This is a genomic window from Phocaeicola abscessus CCUG 55929 (assembly GCF_000312445.1).
In the GTDB taxonomy this organism is placed as follows: domain Bacteria; phylum Bacteroidota; class Bacteroidia; order Bacteroidales; family Bacteroidaceae; genus Phocaeicola; species Phocaeicola abscessus.
In genome coordinates this window covers 236521-252144 of record NZ_HE997186.1, presented here as the reverse complement: position 1 = coordinate 252144, position 15624 = coordinate 236521, and the positions used below count along the sequence as shown (strand labels likewise).

General features: G+C 48.9%; 13 protein-coding genes. 10 read left to right on the top strand and 3 right to left on the bottom strand.

Annotated features, from left to right (window positions below; genetic code table 11):
• Window positions 1–62 precede the first annotated feature (62 nt).
• The 5 genes from BN102_RS10255 (at window position 63) to BN102_RS10235 (ending at window position 4208) form a co-directional block, all read left to right on the top strand.
• Window positions 63–911 carry an endonuclease/exonuclease/phosphatase family protein gene (locus BN102_RS10255; RefSeq protein ID WP_019209062.1) on the top strand — a complete coding sequence of 283 codons (849 nt, stop codon included), beginning with the start codon at window positions 63–65 and terminating at the stop codon, window positions 909–911.
• Between the two features lie 193 nt (window positions 912–1104).
• On the top strand, window positions 1105–1623 hold the full coding sequence (locus BN102_RS10250; protein ID WP_019209060.1) for a KdsC family phosphatase: 519 nt from the start codon (window positions 1105–1107) through the stop codon (window positions 1621–1623).
• Between the two features lie 9 nt (window positions 1624–1632).
• Window positions 1633–2277: a Maf-like protein gene (locus BN102_RS10245; protein WP_019209059.1), complete on the top strand. Its 645-nt coding sequence runs from the start codon at window positions 1633–1635 to the stop codon at window positions 2275–2277.
• The gene (locus tag BN102_RS10240; protein ID WP_019209058.1) at window positions 2274–3284 is read left to right on the top strand and encodes a 2-hydroxyacid dehydrogenase; all 1011 of its coding nucleotides are present in this window, start codon (window positions 2274–2276) and stop codon (window positions 3282–3284) included. Before BN102_RS10245 ends, BN102_RS10240 begins: the two co-directional genes overlap by 4 nt.
• Window positions 3285–3473: 189 nt before the next feature.
• The gene (locus BN102_RS10235; protein WP_019209057.1) at window positions 3474–4208 is read left to right on the top strand and encodes a hypothetical protein; all 735 of its coding nucleotides are present in this window, start codon (window positions 3474–3476) and stop codon (window positions 4206–4208) included.
• 94 nt (window positions 4209–4302) lie between these two features.
• Here the strand turns inward: BN102_RS10235 and BN102_RS10230 are convergent, their stop codons facing one another.
• Complete coding sequence (locus BN102_RS10230; protein ID WP_035455642.1) at window positions 4303–7536, bottom strand: FAD-dependent oxidoreductase; 3234 nt, start codon at window positions 7534–7536, stop codon at window positions 4303–4305.
• A 205-nt stretch (window positions 7537–7741) separates the two neighbouring features.
• Here BN102_RS10230 and BN102_RS10225 point away from each other — a divergent pair, with 205 nt between their 5' ends.
• The 3 genes from BN102_RS10225 to metH are packed head-to-tail and all read left to right on the top strand — an operon-like array spanning window position 7742 to window position 11504.
• Complete coding sequence (locus BN102_RS10225; RefSeq protein WP_021311163.1) at window positions 7742–8311, top strand: YIP1 family protein; 570 nt, start codon at window positions 7742–7744, stop codon at window positions 8309–8311.
• On the top strand, window positions 8311–8763 hold the full coding sequence (gene smpB / locus BN102_RS10220) for an SsrA-binding protein SmpB (RefSeq protein ID WP_019209054.1): 453 nt from the start codon (window positions 8311–8313) through the stop codon (window positions 8761–8763). The genes BN102_RS10225 and smpB overlap by 1 nt, the downstream gene beginning before the upstream one ends.
• Window positions 8764–8765: 2 nt before the next feature.
• Complete coding sequence (metH, locus tag BN102_RS10215) at window positions 8766–11504, top strand: methionine synthase (RefSeq protein ID WP_019209053.1); 2739 nt, start codon at window positions 8766–8768, stop codon at window positions 11502–11504.
• Between the two features lie 445 nt (window positions 11505–11949).
• Here the strand turns inward: metH and BN102_RS10210 are convergent, their stop codons facing one another.
• Window positions 11950–12975 (bottom strand): hypothetical protein, encoded by a 1026-nt coding sequence (locus BN102_RS10210; RefSeq protein WP_019209052.1) that lies wholly within the window; start codon window positions 12973–12975, stop codon window positions 11950–11952.
• A gap of 116 nt (window positions 12976–13091) precedes the next feature.
• Window positions 13092–13463 (bottom strand): 2-amino-4-hydroxy-6-hydroxymethyldihydropteridine diphosphokinase, encoded by a 372-nt coding sequence (locus BN102_RS10205; protein WP_021311110.1) that lies wholly within the window; start codon window positions 13461–13463, stop codon window positions 13092–13094.
• Window positions 13464–13569: 106 nt separating this feature from the next.
• Here BN102_RS10205 and kdsB point away from each other — a divergent pair, with 106 nt between their 5' ends.
• Complete coding sequence (gene kdsB, locus BN102_RS10200; RefSeq protein ID WP_019209050.1) at window positions 13570–14319, top strand: 3-deoxy-manno-octulosonate cytidylyltransferase; 750 nt, start codon at window positions 13570–13572, stop codon at window positions 14317–14319.
• A 2-nt stretch (window positions 14320–14321) separates the two neighbouring features.
• Window positions 14322–15611, top strand: a complete 1290-nt coding sequence (locus BN102_RS10195; protein WP_019209049.1) for a M16 family metallopeptidase — start codon at window positions 14322–14324, stop codon at window positions 15609–15611.
• Window positions 15612–15624 lie beyond the last annotated feature (13 nt).

Below are 15624 nucleotides of genomic sequence, written 5' to 3'. Positions count from 1 at the left end.
ACTTTGTCTATGCTTGATTGTGTATTATCTTTGCCGATAGGAATCATTAATTGTAGTTGTATATGAAGAAAATTTTGTTATTGTTGTTGTTTGCTTTGCCTTTGTCGGGTTGTTCGAAGAGGGAACAAAAAATTTCTGTTCGTTGGGCGACGTTCAATATCCGCATGGATACTCCTATGGACAGTCTCAATGGTTGGCCGTATCGTCGAGACAGAGCTTGTCAGTGGATTAAAGACAATGCGATCGATGTGTTTGGAGCTCAAGAGGTCCTTAATAACCAATTTGAAGATATAAAAGACCGTTTGGAAGGCTATGCCGGTGTCGGTGTTGGTCGGGATGACGGTCAAAAGAGAGGCGAATATGCCGCTATATTTTATCGTACGGACAAATTCGATCTCTTGGATTCCGGTACTTTTTGGTTGTCGGAGTACCCCGATAGCGTAGGAAGGAAAGGTTGGGATGCCGCCTGTGTCCGTATCGCCACCTGGGCCAAGTTGCAGGATAAGGCGACCGGTAAACAGTTTATGGCGATGAATACCCATTTCGATCATGTCGGCACGGAAGCTCGTAAGCAGAGCGCTTTGCTTATTATTAGAAAAATCAAGGAGCTTGTCGGCGATTGCCCCGCTATCCTGACCGGCGATTTCAATGTGACGGATGAGAGTGAAGCCTACCGGACCATTACCACCGATGAATTTGTGTTGAGGGATGCTTATAAAATCGCCGAAACAGTCGAAGGGGTCGATTATACTTTTCACAATTATGGCAGGATCCCCGCTGGCGAGCGTCAGAAAATTGATTTTATTTTTGTGACTCCCTCTGTCTATGTGATTAAGGCTGGTGTGCCTCAAGAGGTTGAGGGCTCGTTCTTATCGGATCATAATCCTCATTATGTCGAAATCAGATTTTGACTTTTAAAGTAGTACCGAGCCTCTCCTCACGGATATTCTGAAGAGAAGTTTTTTAAAACTTTCGTCTATGAGGAGAGCTGTGCTAAAAATGGAGGGAGATTTCCTGGTCGATAGGTATAAAAGCGGCCGCATTTCGTTCGCCTTGCGAAATAAATGCTTATATTTGCTCGGTACAAATATCTAAAAGGTAGAAATGATTCATTACGATCTGACCAAGATAAAAGCCGTCGTATTCGATGTGGACGGGGTGTTGAGTTGCGAAATCATCAGCATGGATGCCTACGGGCAACCGGCCAGAACAATTCATATCAAAGACGGTTATGCCATTCAGTTGGCCATAAAATCGGGGTTGATTGTGGCGATTATTTCCGGAGGAAGTTCGGAGGCGGTTCGACTTCGTTATAAAGGTTTGGGAGTAGAAGATATCTTCATGGGAGCGACTTATAAAACCAAAGAATACGTATTGTTGAAAGAGAAATACGCCTTGAAAGACGAAGAGATCCTCTATATGGGAGACGATATTCCGGATTATGAAGTGATGGAGCGTTGCGGTTTGCCGTGCTGTCCGGCCGACGCCGCTCCCGAAATTAAAGAAATAGCGCGGTACATCTCACACAAAACGGGGGGGCACGGTTGCGGTCGAGATGTCATTGAACAGGTGCTCAAAGCGCAGGGTAAATGGATGTCGCATGCGAAAGCGTTTGGTTGGTAATAAAAAGCGATGTGGAATCAATGCAAATATAAGATTATCCTCGCTTCGAACTCTCCACGACGCAAGGAACTGTTGGCAGGATTGGGCATCCGCTTTGAAGTGAAGATATTGCCCGATATTGAAGAAAGTTATCCGGAGGCCTTACCTCCGTCGAAGGTCGCCGAATACATCTCTCGGAAAAAGGCAGCTGAATATATGGACGAGATGCGCCGTGGCGAATTGCTGATCACCGCCGATACGATAGTAGTCCTCGAGGGTGAAATCATGGGGAAACCTGGCGATATCGACGAGGCTCGGCAGATGCTCCGGAAGCTTTCGGGGAAGACTCATCAAGTGTATACCGGCGTTACGTTGACCATGGTCGCATCTGGGAACCGGCATGAGGGAGCAACGGGGCGACCGACAGCCTCTTGTCGGTTCCGTAGTTTCACGGCCCGTACAGATGTCAAAATGGCAGACCTTTCGACTGAGGAGATCGATTATTATGTAACGACCTTCCGACCTTACGATAAGGCTGGAGCTTATGGCATTCAGGAGTGGATCGGATCGATCGGAGTGGAGCGGATTCGCGGAAGTTATTTCAATGTGATGGGGCTTCCGGTTCAACGACTTTACAGGGAATTGAAGAAAATAATTAAAACACGTGAGTTATGAATGTGAAAGTAGCGTTTTACGATGCGAAGCCTTATGATCAGGAATCGTTTGACGAGGCTAATCGGCATTTCGGTTTTGATATTCGTTATTACAAGGGGCATCTGCACCTGAATAATATCGAGTTGACAAAGGGTGCGGATGTCGTTTGTATCTTTGTGAACGATGAGGCGAATGCCGAAGTGATTGACGCTCTGGTTGCCAACGGAGTGAAATTATTGGCTCTTCGTTGTGCCGGTTACAATAATGTCGACCTCAAAGCGGCGGATGGAAAGCTCCGGGTGGTGAGGGTTCCCGCCTATTCGCCGTATGCCGTCGCCGAATATACGATGGCTTTGATGCTGTCGCTCAATCGGCATGTGCCGCGTGCGACGTGGCGTACCAAAGACGGAAACTTCGCTTTGCACGGATTGATGGGATTCGATATGTACGGGAAAACGGTCGGCATTATCGGTACCGGCCGTATCGCTAAGATATTGATTCGCATCGTTCGCGGCTTCGGCATGAACGTGATTGCTTACGATGCTTACCCGGATCTGGAGTTTGCGGAAGCACATCAGATAAAATATGTCTCTTTAGACGAGCTTTATCGGGATTCGGACATCATCTCCTTGCATTGTCCGCTGACCGATCAGACCCGCCATATCATCGACGAAGAAGCGATCGGCAAGATGAAGGACGGAGTGATGATTATCAACACCGGTCGCGGAAAACTGATTCAGACGGAGGCTCTGATAGAGGGCTTGAAATCGAAGAAAGTAAGCAGTGCGGGACTGGATGTTTACGAGGAAGAGGCTAAGTACTTTTATGAAGATCGGTCGGATTATGTGATGGACGACGATACGCTGGCCCGTCTGCTTTCGTTCCACAATGTGATCCTGACTTCCCATCAGGCGTTCTTCACGAAAGAGGCGTTGACCAACATCGCAACTACAACTTTACAGAACATTTGCGATTATAAGAACGGACACGCATTGACGAACGAAGTGAAGTTTCAATCCCCGCGATAATAAGGCAGTAAAGTATGGCGAGCGACGAAACCGCTATGTTGCACAATCATCTTTTAATAAAATGAGGAGACGGAATGTTTAAATGTGTTAATTATAATTATCCGATGCAGTATTTCGGTTAACTTCACATTTATTCAACGTAATGCATAGAAATATTTACAAAAAGAAATCAATTAAATATCAATAATCATGAGAAAGATGAATTTTTTAATGTTTACTGCGGTGTTGGCTGCTGCATTCGTATTTACTTCCTGTCTGAAAAGCGATAACAGTCCATCAGAATACGTAAGTCTGGTAACGGTCGAGCATGGGATGATGGGCGTAATGTTTATTCCTGACGAAAGTCCGAAGCAGGTTCTGATACCTACTAACGCAACATCCACATTCGATGCCGCTAAGCGAGCGTTGATCTATTATACGATTCCTGAGGGACAGGATGTAAAAGCTACTCAGATAAAGATCGCGTTGACTGCTAACAGCGGAGTGCTTAAAATGTCGGAAATATCGAACAGAAAGGATACGATTGCCGATTATACGAATGCTTTCAGCGGGTTTGTGAATTACAATGTGGGATTTTTCCAGTTCCCGGCGGTAAATGTCGTTCGGGATTATTATTTAAATGTGGGCTACGGTTATACGGCCGATAAGGTCGGGAAAGTGGCGATGATTCCCGACCGTATCAGTAACGATACTATTTACCTCGACCTTTTGCTTAAGAAAGAAGGAACGTCGCGTTCTTCGGGTCCCATACTGAACTGCTATGATTTACGGTCTATGGCGACGAATGGGTTATTGGATCTAAGCCAACTTCAACCGAGTCATGATTCTATTTGCGTCACCGTTTCGATGAAAGTTTCCGAATACGGAGATTCGAACGTCAAACTCCAGTCTAAGACTGCTAAATTCCATTCGCTTTTCAGGTAAGTTGCATGGATTTGAAGGAAAAAGAGGAGGGTGTATCAAATTCCGCATCCTTCTCTCTGTTTTTTCAGTCTTTATAGGCTGCGTCTTCTCGCAGTTATTTGAATGCGTTCTCACTGATCCCTTTGCCGCCGAGGACAAGTCGGTTCATGTATTCGGGAACGGCTTTTCCACAAGCTTTGTCCACATATAATTTTGCGAGATATTGTGAAAGCATGAACCCATGTCCTTGCAACCCCACGAAGAGACCGTGTTCCGGATCGATAATGTAATGCGGTTCCAGATAAGTACCGGCCCAACATGCCTGCAACGGGACGGCAGATAAAGAAGGAATCCAATTGCAGAATACTTCGCTGACTATATGTAGGAATTCGCGCGTATTGAATTTCATCTGGTCATAGTTTTCTATGCTCGCTTTCGCATCGACAGCAGGAGAAGCGCAAGCGATGATTTGTCCCGTGTGGGCTAATTGTTGACCGTAAACGGCGGTAAAGTCGTTACGATGCTGGCGATCGATGAGCATGTCGAGGACATCGCCGTCTTTACCTAACATCGGAAGTCGGGAAGTGATGAAAGCCTGGTGCTTAACCGGATAAACCCCTGTATCGTATCCTAACATCTGACAGAATTTCTCGGCATTGTATCCCAAAGCATTGACGAAGTGATCGCAGATATATTCCACATACCGATGATCGTGCGTGTAAACCAATGCACGGTATTTCCCACCGTCTCGATGTACTTCGATCAGAGACGTATCTTCCAACAGCGTACCGCCTCGGGTCGTACCTTTGTTGCGCAAGAAATCGATCGTGCGTCCGGGAGAAGCCTGCCAACAATGCTGGCTGATTTGTGCTGCGAAATACGTATTCTGATTCGGGTTCAGATATGGAGAAATCTCTTTGACAAAATCCTTTTTATCGATCAAATAAGCGTTAGACCATGCGCAGCTATTTTCCAACGACCGATAGGTGGCGTCGTCATGGGCGAAAGAGATATAGCGTATTTCACGATAATTGATATCGTATTCCCGTTGACTCTTTTCGAAGATTCGTTGATTGTGCTTGGCGATATCGGCTAATTCGGGAACGGAGAAGGCTGGTCGTCCGCCGGCGATGCAACGCCATGAAGAACCGCGATCGGCATTGATGAGTACCGTTTGCTTATTCGCTTCGCAGAAATAGCGGAACAGCGAACTGCCTCCGATGCCTCCGCCGGCAATGAGTATTTCGACGTAGCGGATTTCTTTATTGTTCACGATGTAGCGATCAGCCAATTCGCGATTGGGATAAACTTCGCCTAAGGTATAACGGTTGGATAAGGGAGCTCTCGGAGTGGCGTCGCCCACTAATTCGATACCGTATTCGCGCAGCTTTCCTCGCAGACGAGGGATGCAACGTTTTCCCCGACAGGGGCCCATTCCCAATCGGGTAATGTGTTTGATCTCATCGATGGATATGTATTTACGTTCGCCGATCGCTTCTAACAGCGTTTCGAGCGATACATCTTCGCAATGGCATACGTACGTTTTTGAACGACATGCTATCACCGGTTTGAAGACAACAGGATCCGGATAATGCGCCTTAGCAATGAAGCCCGTTACTTTTAATAATGTGTCGGTATCGATGTTCGTCGCTTTCACGCGAGCCACATTTGTCTTTGTCGGTTTCTTCAAGATTTTTTCGATCGTGCCTTCGCCGATGCGCTGTCCCAGATTGTCGACCAAATAGACTTCGGTGTTCGGATTGATTTCGTATTCGACGGGTAAATAGAGTACGTTTTTTTGTGTGTCGTAGCCGAAAATAGCTAACCCGGGGCATTGAGAGATGCACTGCATGCAACCGATACATTTGTCGTAGTCGATAGAGGGAGTAACGGAGGTGGAATTCTTGGTGATCGCTCCGTGCGGACAAGCGAAGGAACAGGGATTACAAGCAAATCCGTAGAGGCAGTCTAAACGGACGAAAGGTTGCTTGTCTTGGCGTTCGGGCGTGGGGCGATCGGCCTCTTCTTTTAGACGTACGGGACGTTGCTGCGAATCGATATATTGTTTTGAGATTTGCAGGTAGGTTGAGTAGTCGTAGCGTTTGTCGAGTTCCTGTGCGATTTCGTAAGCCGCCTGTTTGCCGCGAAGCACTGCACTGGTGCCTTCACCGATGCGAACGGCGTCGCCGGCTCCCAGACAACGCTTGCCGAAGGCTAATTCCCCCTTGCTTAACAATTGGTTGTCGGGAATAAGTCCCGTACAGATATTGATGACGTCGATGTCGTCGATGACCTTTTCCGTGCCGGGTATCGGCTTGAAATGCTTGCATTCGGCCACGACTGCGCCGATGATGCCTGTTTCGTCGGCATTGGGAATGGCTTTCAGCAAGATATGCGACGTGTAGATCGGAATGCCTAAACGACGGATGCGATTGGCCTGTACCGGGAAACCTCCTTCGCGATCCATCCCTTCTATGATTGCTTTGACACGAGCTCCGGCCTGTATCAGCTGATAGGAAGTCAGGTAACCGATATTTCCGGCGCCGACGGTAAGGACATTTTTTCCTAATAATGTGAACTCTGCATTCATCATTTTCTGGACCACAGCGGCGGTATATACGCCGGGAATATCGTCGTTCTCGAAAGTCGGCAGGAAAGGAACGGCGCCGGTTGCTACGACTAAAGCTTGGGCGTCGACATAGCATGTTTCGTCCGAGAGCGTATCCTTTATCATCAAGCGTCGGTCTTGCAGAATATCGCATACGGTGGAATGCAGTAAAATACCTTCCAGACCATCTCCTGCCAAGTTTTCTGCAATATCGAATCCCCGCATGTCGCCGAAACGTTTTTCTTGTTCGAAAAAGAAGAAAGCATGCGTTTGCATGACAAATTGTCCGCCGATTTTCTCGTTGCTGTCAACGACGATGGAGCTGATACCCAATTCTTTCAATGTCTCGCGACAGGCTAATCCGGCCGGACCGGCGCCGATGATGGCCACATCGGTCATGTAAACCTTGGGGGCTTCTTGCGGTTTCTGGGGAGTCTTCGTGGCGTCGTACGCTTTCGGATCGATTTCTTCCACCATTTTTACGCCGTCCACCTTTGTGATGCAAATCCGTTTTACTTCCCCATCCACCAGCATTTGGCAAGCGCCGCATTTGCCGATACCGCAATTCATGGTGCGATGGCGGCCTTGAACGCTATGGCTATGGACGGGAAACCCTGCCTGATGCAAAGCGGCGGCAATGGTTTGTCCTTCGATGCCTTTTACCTGCATGCCTTTATATAGGAAGGCGCATTCCGCTTTATCTGGGACCTGAAGGATGGGATGTTTCGTAATTCTGTTTATCATATAGTACGTTTATAAAGTTAATGTTGACGGTCGGTGTGATATACAGTTCAAGCACCGTATGTCTGATGTCTCTACGAAACCGATGCTACAAAAATAAAAACTTTTTTATCAACGTATTTAAATGTGACATAAATTTTCGCTCGAGTCGTATTTTTGAGTAAGTTTGCAACCGTAAGAGAAAAGCTATAAATAGAATACGAAATTGAATTATAAGGACTTATTTAAAAGGATAGGGCTATTGATTTCGGATCCGGAAAAAGCGTGGATCGAGATTTATAAAGAGCATGCTTATCGAGATGTTTCGGTGAGTTTTGTCTATCCGCTTATCGGGTTGTGCGGACTTTCCGTCTTTATCGGTACTTTTTTCGGCAATACGTCCGGGCCGCTGGTTTTCCAGATCGCCTTGATGAAATGCGGCGGCGTATTCATTTCTTTGTTCGCCGGTTTCTTTTTAGCGGCTTACATCGTTCAGCTCCTCAATAAAAAGATCCTGTGCAGGGAAGAAAGTCCGGCATTGTCGCAATGTTATGTGGGGTATTCGATGGTAGTCGTATTTATTTTGCTTTTTGTCAGCGGGTTGTTAAATATTTCCATCCTGTATTGGATCTTGATGTTTTATACGGTTTATGTAGCGTATGTTGGAGCGCGCGTGTTGCTCAGGGTGGAGGATTCGAAAATTACGGTATATTCCTTAGCCGTTTCGTTTACGATTATCTGCTGTCCCATTGTCATTTCTTTCCTGTTCGATAAGTTGTCGGTCATTTTAAATTGATGAAATCGCAAGATATTAATATAAAGAACAAGAAAGCGTCGTTCGATTACGAGTTTATCGATATCTATACGGCGGGAATCGTGCTTACCGGTACTGAAATCAAATCGATTCGGCTCGGCAAGGCGAGTCTGGTGGATACGTATTGTTATTTCGTCAACGGAGAGTTATGGGTGAAGAATATGCATATCGCCGAATATTTCTACGGCTCGTACAATAATCATGCTGCTCGTCGAGACAGGAAGTTATTATTGACGAAGAAAGAACTCCGCAAATTGAAAGAAGCGGATCAGCATCCGGGATACACCATTGTTCCCGTACGAATGTTTATCAATGAGAAAGGGTTGGCTAAAATGATCATTGCCTTGGCGAAGGGAAAGAAAGAATACGATAAGCGGCAAGCCCTCAGAGAACAGGACGATAAACGGGAGATAGCGAGGATGTTCAAGCATTGACGATGGCTACGCTGCAAGATTCGGTTGAAAGGCAAGTGCTTATTCTCGACGGAGCCATGGGGACGATGATTCAACAATACGAGCTGTCGGAACAGGATTTTCGCGGGGAACGCTTTCGAAAGCTGCCAGGATTGATGAAAGGACACAACGATTTGTTGTGCCTGACCCGTCCTGACATCATCCGGGATATTCATCGCAAGTATTTGACGGCGGGAGCGGATATTATCGAGACGAATTCCTTCAATGCGCAACGGATTTCGATGGCGGATTACCATACGGAACATTTGGTTCGGGAAATCAATTTGGCTGCTGCGCACTTGGCGCGGGAAGCGGCCGATGCGTTCGCTACGAATGAGAAACCGCGATTTGTCGCAGGCGCTGTCGGGCCGACGAACAAGACTTGTTCGATGAGTCCCGACGTGAACAATCCGGCTTTCCGATCGCTTACCTACGACGAGGCGGTCTCCGCCTATCGAGAACAGATAGAGGCGCTCTTGGAAGGGGGCGTAGACGCGTTGCTGATCGAAACCGTTTTCGATACGCTGAATGCGAAGGCTGCTATTTTTGCAGCGGAAGATTCGATGGAAGCTGTCGGGCGCAAGGTGCCGCTGATGCTTTCTCTGACGGTCTCCGATACGGGCGGAAGAACTCTTTCCGGCCAGACGTTGGATGCGTTTCTGGCTGCCGTCATGCATGCGGATTTGTTCTCCGTAGGTTTGAATTGTTCGTTCGGCGCCAAACAGCTGAAACCTTTCCTCGCACAGCTGGCCGAAAAGGCGCCTTATTATATCAGTGTGTATCCGAATGCCGGGCTTCCGAACAGTCTTGGCCGGTACGACGAAACTCCCGAGCAGATGGCTCGGGAAATAAAAGAGTTCTTGGACGAACGGCTGGTCAATATCGTGGGCGGATGCTGCGGTACGACCGAGAAGTTTATCGCCTGCTACGTACCGCTGGTGGAACAGGCCGAGCCGCATGTTCCCGTTCCCAAACCCGACGCTCTGCGCCTGTCGGGACTTGAATTGCTGGAGCAGAACCGGGAGATCGGGTTCATCAATGTCGGCGAGCGTTGCAATGTGGCCGGCTCGCGCAGATTCCTTCGTCTGATCAGGGAGAAGAACTACGAGGAAGCTCTGAGCATTGCCCGCAAACAGGTGGATGACGGCGCTTTGGTCATCGACATTAACATGGACGAGGGCTTGCTCGATGCTCCCGAAGAGATGGCCCATTTCCTCCATCTGATCATGTCGGAACCCGAGATCGCCAAAGTTCCGATCATGCTCGACTCCTCGAAATGGGAGGTCATCGAGGCGGGCTTGAAGTGCTTGCAGGGAAAATCTATCGTCAATTCCATCTCTTTGAAAGAAGGCGAAAAATTGTTCGTCGAGCATGCCCGGATGATCAAACGTTTGGGGGCGGCCGTCGTCGTGATGGCCTTCGACGAACGGGGGCAGGCTGCCCGGTACGAGCGGAAAATAGAAGTTTGTGCACGAGCCTATCGGATCTTGACGGAGCAGGTGCGTTTCGACCCTCACGATATTATTTTCGATCCCAACATCCTTTCGGTCGCAACGGGCATGGAAGAGCACGATGCTTATGCGGTCGACTTCATACGGGCTACCGAATGGATCCGGAAAAACCTGCCGGGAGCTCATGTGAGTGGGGGCGTCAGCAATCTCTCGTTTGCGTTTCGCGGGAACAATTACATCCGCGAGGCCATGCACGCCGTGTTCCTGTACCATGCCGTACGGAAAGGGATGGATATGGCCATTCTAAATCCCGCCGCATCGGTGATGTACGAGGAGCTACCGGCGGAGGTGCTCGAGCGGATAGAAGATGTCATCTTGAATCGCCGGCCCGATGCGGCCGAACGGCTGATCGAACTGGCAGAACGGCTCAAGGGTGAGTCGACCGATGTGCGTTCGGAACAGCCTTCGAAAGAGGCATGGCGGGCAGAGGAAGTGGATAAACGTCTGCAGTATGCATTGATAAAAGGCATCGGCGATTATTTGGAAGAGGATCTGGCTGAAGCCGTGAAGCGATATGCGAAGGCCGTCGACATCATCGAAGGGCCGTTGATGGACGGCATGAATACGGTGGGAATTCTTTTCGGAGATGGGAAGATGTTCCTGCCTCAGGTAGTCAAGACGGCGAGGACCATGAAGAAGGCTGTGGCCGTGCTGCAACCGCTCATCGAATCGGACAGACGAGGAGGGGCGAAGCGTAACGGGAAAGTCTTGTTGGCCACCGTTAAGGGTGATGTGCACGACATCGGGAAGAACATCGTGGCGGTGGTAATGGCCTGCAACAATTACGAAATCGTCGACCTCGGCGTGATGGTTCCGGCCGAAACCATCGTGCAGCGGGCGAAGGAACTGAAGGTCGATCTCATCGGCCTGAGCGGACTGATCACCCCTTCGTTGGAAGAAATGGCTCACGTGGCGGCCGAACTCCAGAAGGCCGGTCTCGACATACCGATCATGATCGGCGGTGCCACCACCTCCAAACTCCACACGGCCTTGAAAATCGCACCGCTTTACGGCGGGGCGGTGGTATACGTGAAGGACGCTTCGCAAAATGCCTTGATCGCACAGCAGTTGTTGAATCCGAAACAGAAACCCGACTTTGTCGCAAAATTGAATGCCGAATATGCCGAGCTTCGCCGAACGAACGAACGGAAGCCTGTTCGAATCGTCTCTCTCGACGAAGCCAGAAAAAAGAAATTAGATCTGTGGAAATAGTTTTCCGTACGGAGCATCGTTTTTTACATTGTCGCAACCTGCGGCGCAAGCAAAAACTTCGAGTTTAGCGTTGTTGATCCGCTCGGCGGGAGCTAAAATCCGTTTTAGGCGTTGTTGATTCGCTCGGCGGAAGCTAAAATCTGTTTTAGGCGTTGCCGATCCGCTCAGCAGGGGCTAAAATCCGTTTTAGGCGTTGCCGATCCACTCAGCAGGAGCTAAAATCCATTTTAGGCGCTGTCGATCCGCTCGGCGGGAGCTAAAATCCGTTTTAGGCGTTGCCGATCCGCTCGGCGGGAGCTAAAATCCGTTTTAGGCGTTGCCGATCCGCTCGGCGGGAACTAAAATCCGTTTTAGGCGTTGCCGATCCGCTCGGCGGGAACTAAACTTCGGTTTTAGTGTCGCAGTCCGGCGGAATGGTTTCATCTTTCGTTCCCTCTTGCCGAGGTCAGAACAGTTCGCCCTGCCTGTAATTTGTTTCGGTCGCCGCGGCGGTCGTTTCCAATTCCTCTTGCCGCCGTTCTTTTTCCCGGCGGACGGTATCGCGGAACTTCTCGTCCTTCCTGTAGAGCAAGCCTTTTTGGTAATTCATCGGTTTGAGCATCTTCTCGATCTCGTTGGCCGCTTGAAGAATGAAGTCCAGACTGACGGGCGGAATCCGTGTGTGATGTCGGAGGTAGGTCTCCAACGATTCGGCTACAGGGTTTTCGACGCCTTGCCGTTCGCACACCAACCACGTGACGGTGCGAGCTTCGAAAGTGATCGCATCGAGGTCGAGCGTGCTGTTTCGGGGAGTCCACCATCCGTAGCCCGGTATGTGGTGGCAGAACAGGTGCGAGAGTTCCTGACAGATGGCGGCGAAGAGGCGGCATTCTCCTTGCCGATTGTTGACGCTTAAGAGGAAATAGCTGTCCCAGCGCAGGCTTGATTTCTTCCCTAAGGTCGTACAGATATTCTTTTTCTGTTTGGTCAGTTCGATTTGCGCACCGAGTTCGTCGCCCCCTAAAAGGTTCGATTCGAAAGCCACGCCATGGAGGGCGAGGTTCGTAATCAGTCTGTGCAGTTTATGGGCGCATGCGGGTTGTTGCTCCTCGTCCGTCTTTCTGATCAACCGCTTCAAAGCGTCCGGATCGTCGGGGAAAATCTTTTCTACAGGTTCCGTATCGTCGATATCGAACACGAAATCGACCGGCCCGAACGGGACGAGAATGATCAGGGGGTGAGCATGAGGCTTGATAACCCGGTTGTATTTCCGTTTCCACTCCTCGGCGCTCAGCACGTAAGTGGCCTGGGGACGCTGCATTTGCACCAGCATCGCATTGTAAGGAGAGAGGTGCCGCTGCTCGGCGCAGAATTGCAGCAACGACATGAATTCCTGACTTTTGCTGTACGAAGTGACCGTCTGAAAAAGCAAATCGACTTGCTTCTTTGCCTCGAGTTCTCTGGATTTCTGTTTGGGTACTTGTTGCGTCATGATATCTATTTGAAACTGTTTTCGTTCTTTTGGGGGTGTTGCAAATTTGGCAAATTCCGTTTAATATTTCCAAGGGGGAGCGTCTTTTTTCTTAAAATAGGCAATGCAGGGCATTTTTACATGCCTTTTATCCCCTCGAGGATGTAATCTCGTTTCATATCTTCTTTTTTCAGGATCCGACGGTCGTATTTCAGCAGGTCGATGTCTAATTTCACGATCCCCGTTCGTTTGTCTTCCCTGCTTCGCCCTTCCTCCCTTTCGATTTTCTTGCATCGCCGATGAATGTATTCCGGAGGAAGGTCGGTAGAAAATACGGCGAGTTGATTGTAGAAAGGCGAGCGATACGTCGAACCGACGGCATCGGTGATCATCAGCATACCGAAGTGTATGCCGGGGAAAGCATCCGTCAACGCCTCGCGTGCATGTCGGAGGTGCAAGTCGCCGTCTGAGTTCGATCCCATGCAAAGCAAACAACGATGTGTATCCATGGCTCCGTTTCTTGAAGATGATGTCACAAATATACGATAAATCGGTCGATTCTTTTACAGGATCGAAATGTTTTTATAATTTTGTTCTTTCGAAAAAGAACAGTATATGAAATTTATCGGAATTATACCGGCCAGGTATGCTTCTACCCGTTTCCCTGCCAAGCCTTTGGCACTTTTGGGCGGAAAAACCGTGATACAGCGGGTTTACGAACAGGTGATCGGCGCGCTCGACGAGGCTTGGGTAGCTACTGACGACGAACGGATCGAAGCCCAGGTGAAAGCCTTCGGGGGAAAAGCGGTGATGACCTCGGTGCATCATAAGAGCGGGACCGACCGCTGTTACGAAGCCTTTGCGAAAGTAGGCTCGGGATACGATATCATCGTGAATGTGCAGGGAGACGAACCTTTTATTCAACGTTCCCAGCTTGAAACGATAAAAACTTGTTTCGAGGAACCTTCCACCCAGATCGCTACCTTGGTGAAACCTTTTACTTCCTCCATGGGAATGGAGGCGTTGGAGAATATAAATTCACCGAAAGTGGTCGTCGACAAGGACAACTATGCCTTGTACTTCAGTCGTTCCGTCATTCCTTTTCAACGAAATCGGGAGAAGAAGGACTGGATCGGCAGTCATTGCTACTATAAACATATCGGACTCTATGCCTATCGGGCGGACGTATTGCGGGCGATTACGTCTTTACCGCAATCATCCCTGGAACTGGCGGAATCGTTGGAACAGCTACGCTGGTTGGAGAATGGCTTCCGGATAAAAGTCGGCGTGACCGACGTAGAGACGATCGGTATCGATACGCCGGCGGATTTGCAACGAGCCGAAGAGTTTCTCAAAAACCGATAATCATGGTCTTGGATCGTATCACTCCGCCGAAAGTTCGGCCTATAGCTACATTCGACATCCCTTTTCCCGAAGAACGGGTGCTGAGGAACGGGATGCCGCTTCGGATAATCGAGGCCGGAACGGAAGAGGTCGTGCGCCTCGATGTGGTGGTCCGAGGAGGGCGCATGTCGGTATTGCAACCTTTTGTGGCCTTGCTTGCGAATCGCATGCTGCGCGAAGGCTCCCTGCATTACGCTCCGTCTGCCATCGCAGAGAAGTTAGACTATTACGGCGCCTCCGTAGAACTGTCCGTATCGTTGAAGCACGAATACGTTACCCTCTATGCGCTGAATAAGTATTTTCCACAGAGCTTGGCGATCGTCGCCGATTTTCTCCGACATCCCACCTTTCCGGAAAGGGAGCTGCGGACGGTGATCGAAACCAATAAGCAATACTTCAGAATCATGGAGGAAAAGGTGAGCACGATTAGTCAGAAAAACATAAATCGCATGCTTTTCGGCGACAGACATCCGCTGGGATACAATGCCGAATTGGAGGATTTTGATCGTATTGATGTCGATCTGTTGAAAGATTACTACCAGAAGCATTATCATTCCGACAACTGTACCTTGTATGTTTCGGGCCGTGTTACGCCCCAGATCGTGTCTTGCATAGAGGAATATGTAGGGAACGAATCTTGGGGAGAGCGTTCCCTGAAATTCGTCGCACCCGCATATCCGATAGAAACAGCGAGGGGGAAACATTGCTTCATTGAACGGAAAGAGGCGGTACAGAGTGCTTTGAAGATGGGTTTTCTGACCATCCCTTGCCGTCATTCGGATTACGCTAAGTTTCGAGTGCTCGTCGTTTTACTCGGAGGTTATTTCGGCAGTCGCTTGATGAAAAACATTCGGGAGAAGAAAGGATATACCTACGGCATCGAGGCCATCCTTTCTCCCGTTTCCGATGAATCTGTCTTTCTCATCTCGACGGAAGCCGCTAACGAACATGTTCCTGCCATCCTTCGCGAAGTCGGGAGAGAAATCGATCGGCTTTGCGAAATGAACGTCGGACAGAAAGAATTGGAGATCGTGAAAAACTATATGTTAGGCGATTTTTCTCGGTCGTTCGAAGGGCCGTTTTCGTCGACGGATGCATGGATCTATGTCGAAACGAACGGATTGGATGCCGATTATTATCGGCGGATGATAGAAGAAATCCATTCTGTCGATAGATACGACATCTTGCGTTTAGCGCAGACTTATTTGTGTAAAGAAAACTTAATTGAAGTCGTCGCAGGTGAAAAATTGTAATAAGAGATTGCTA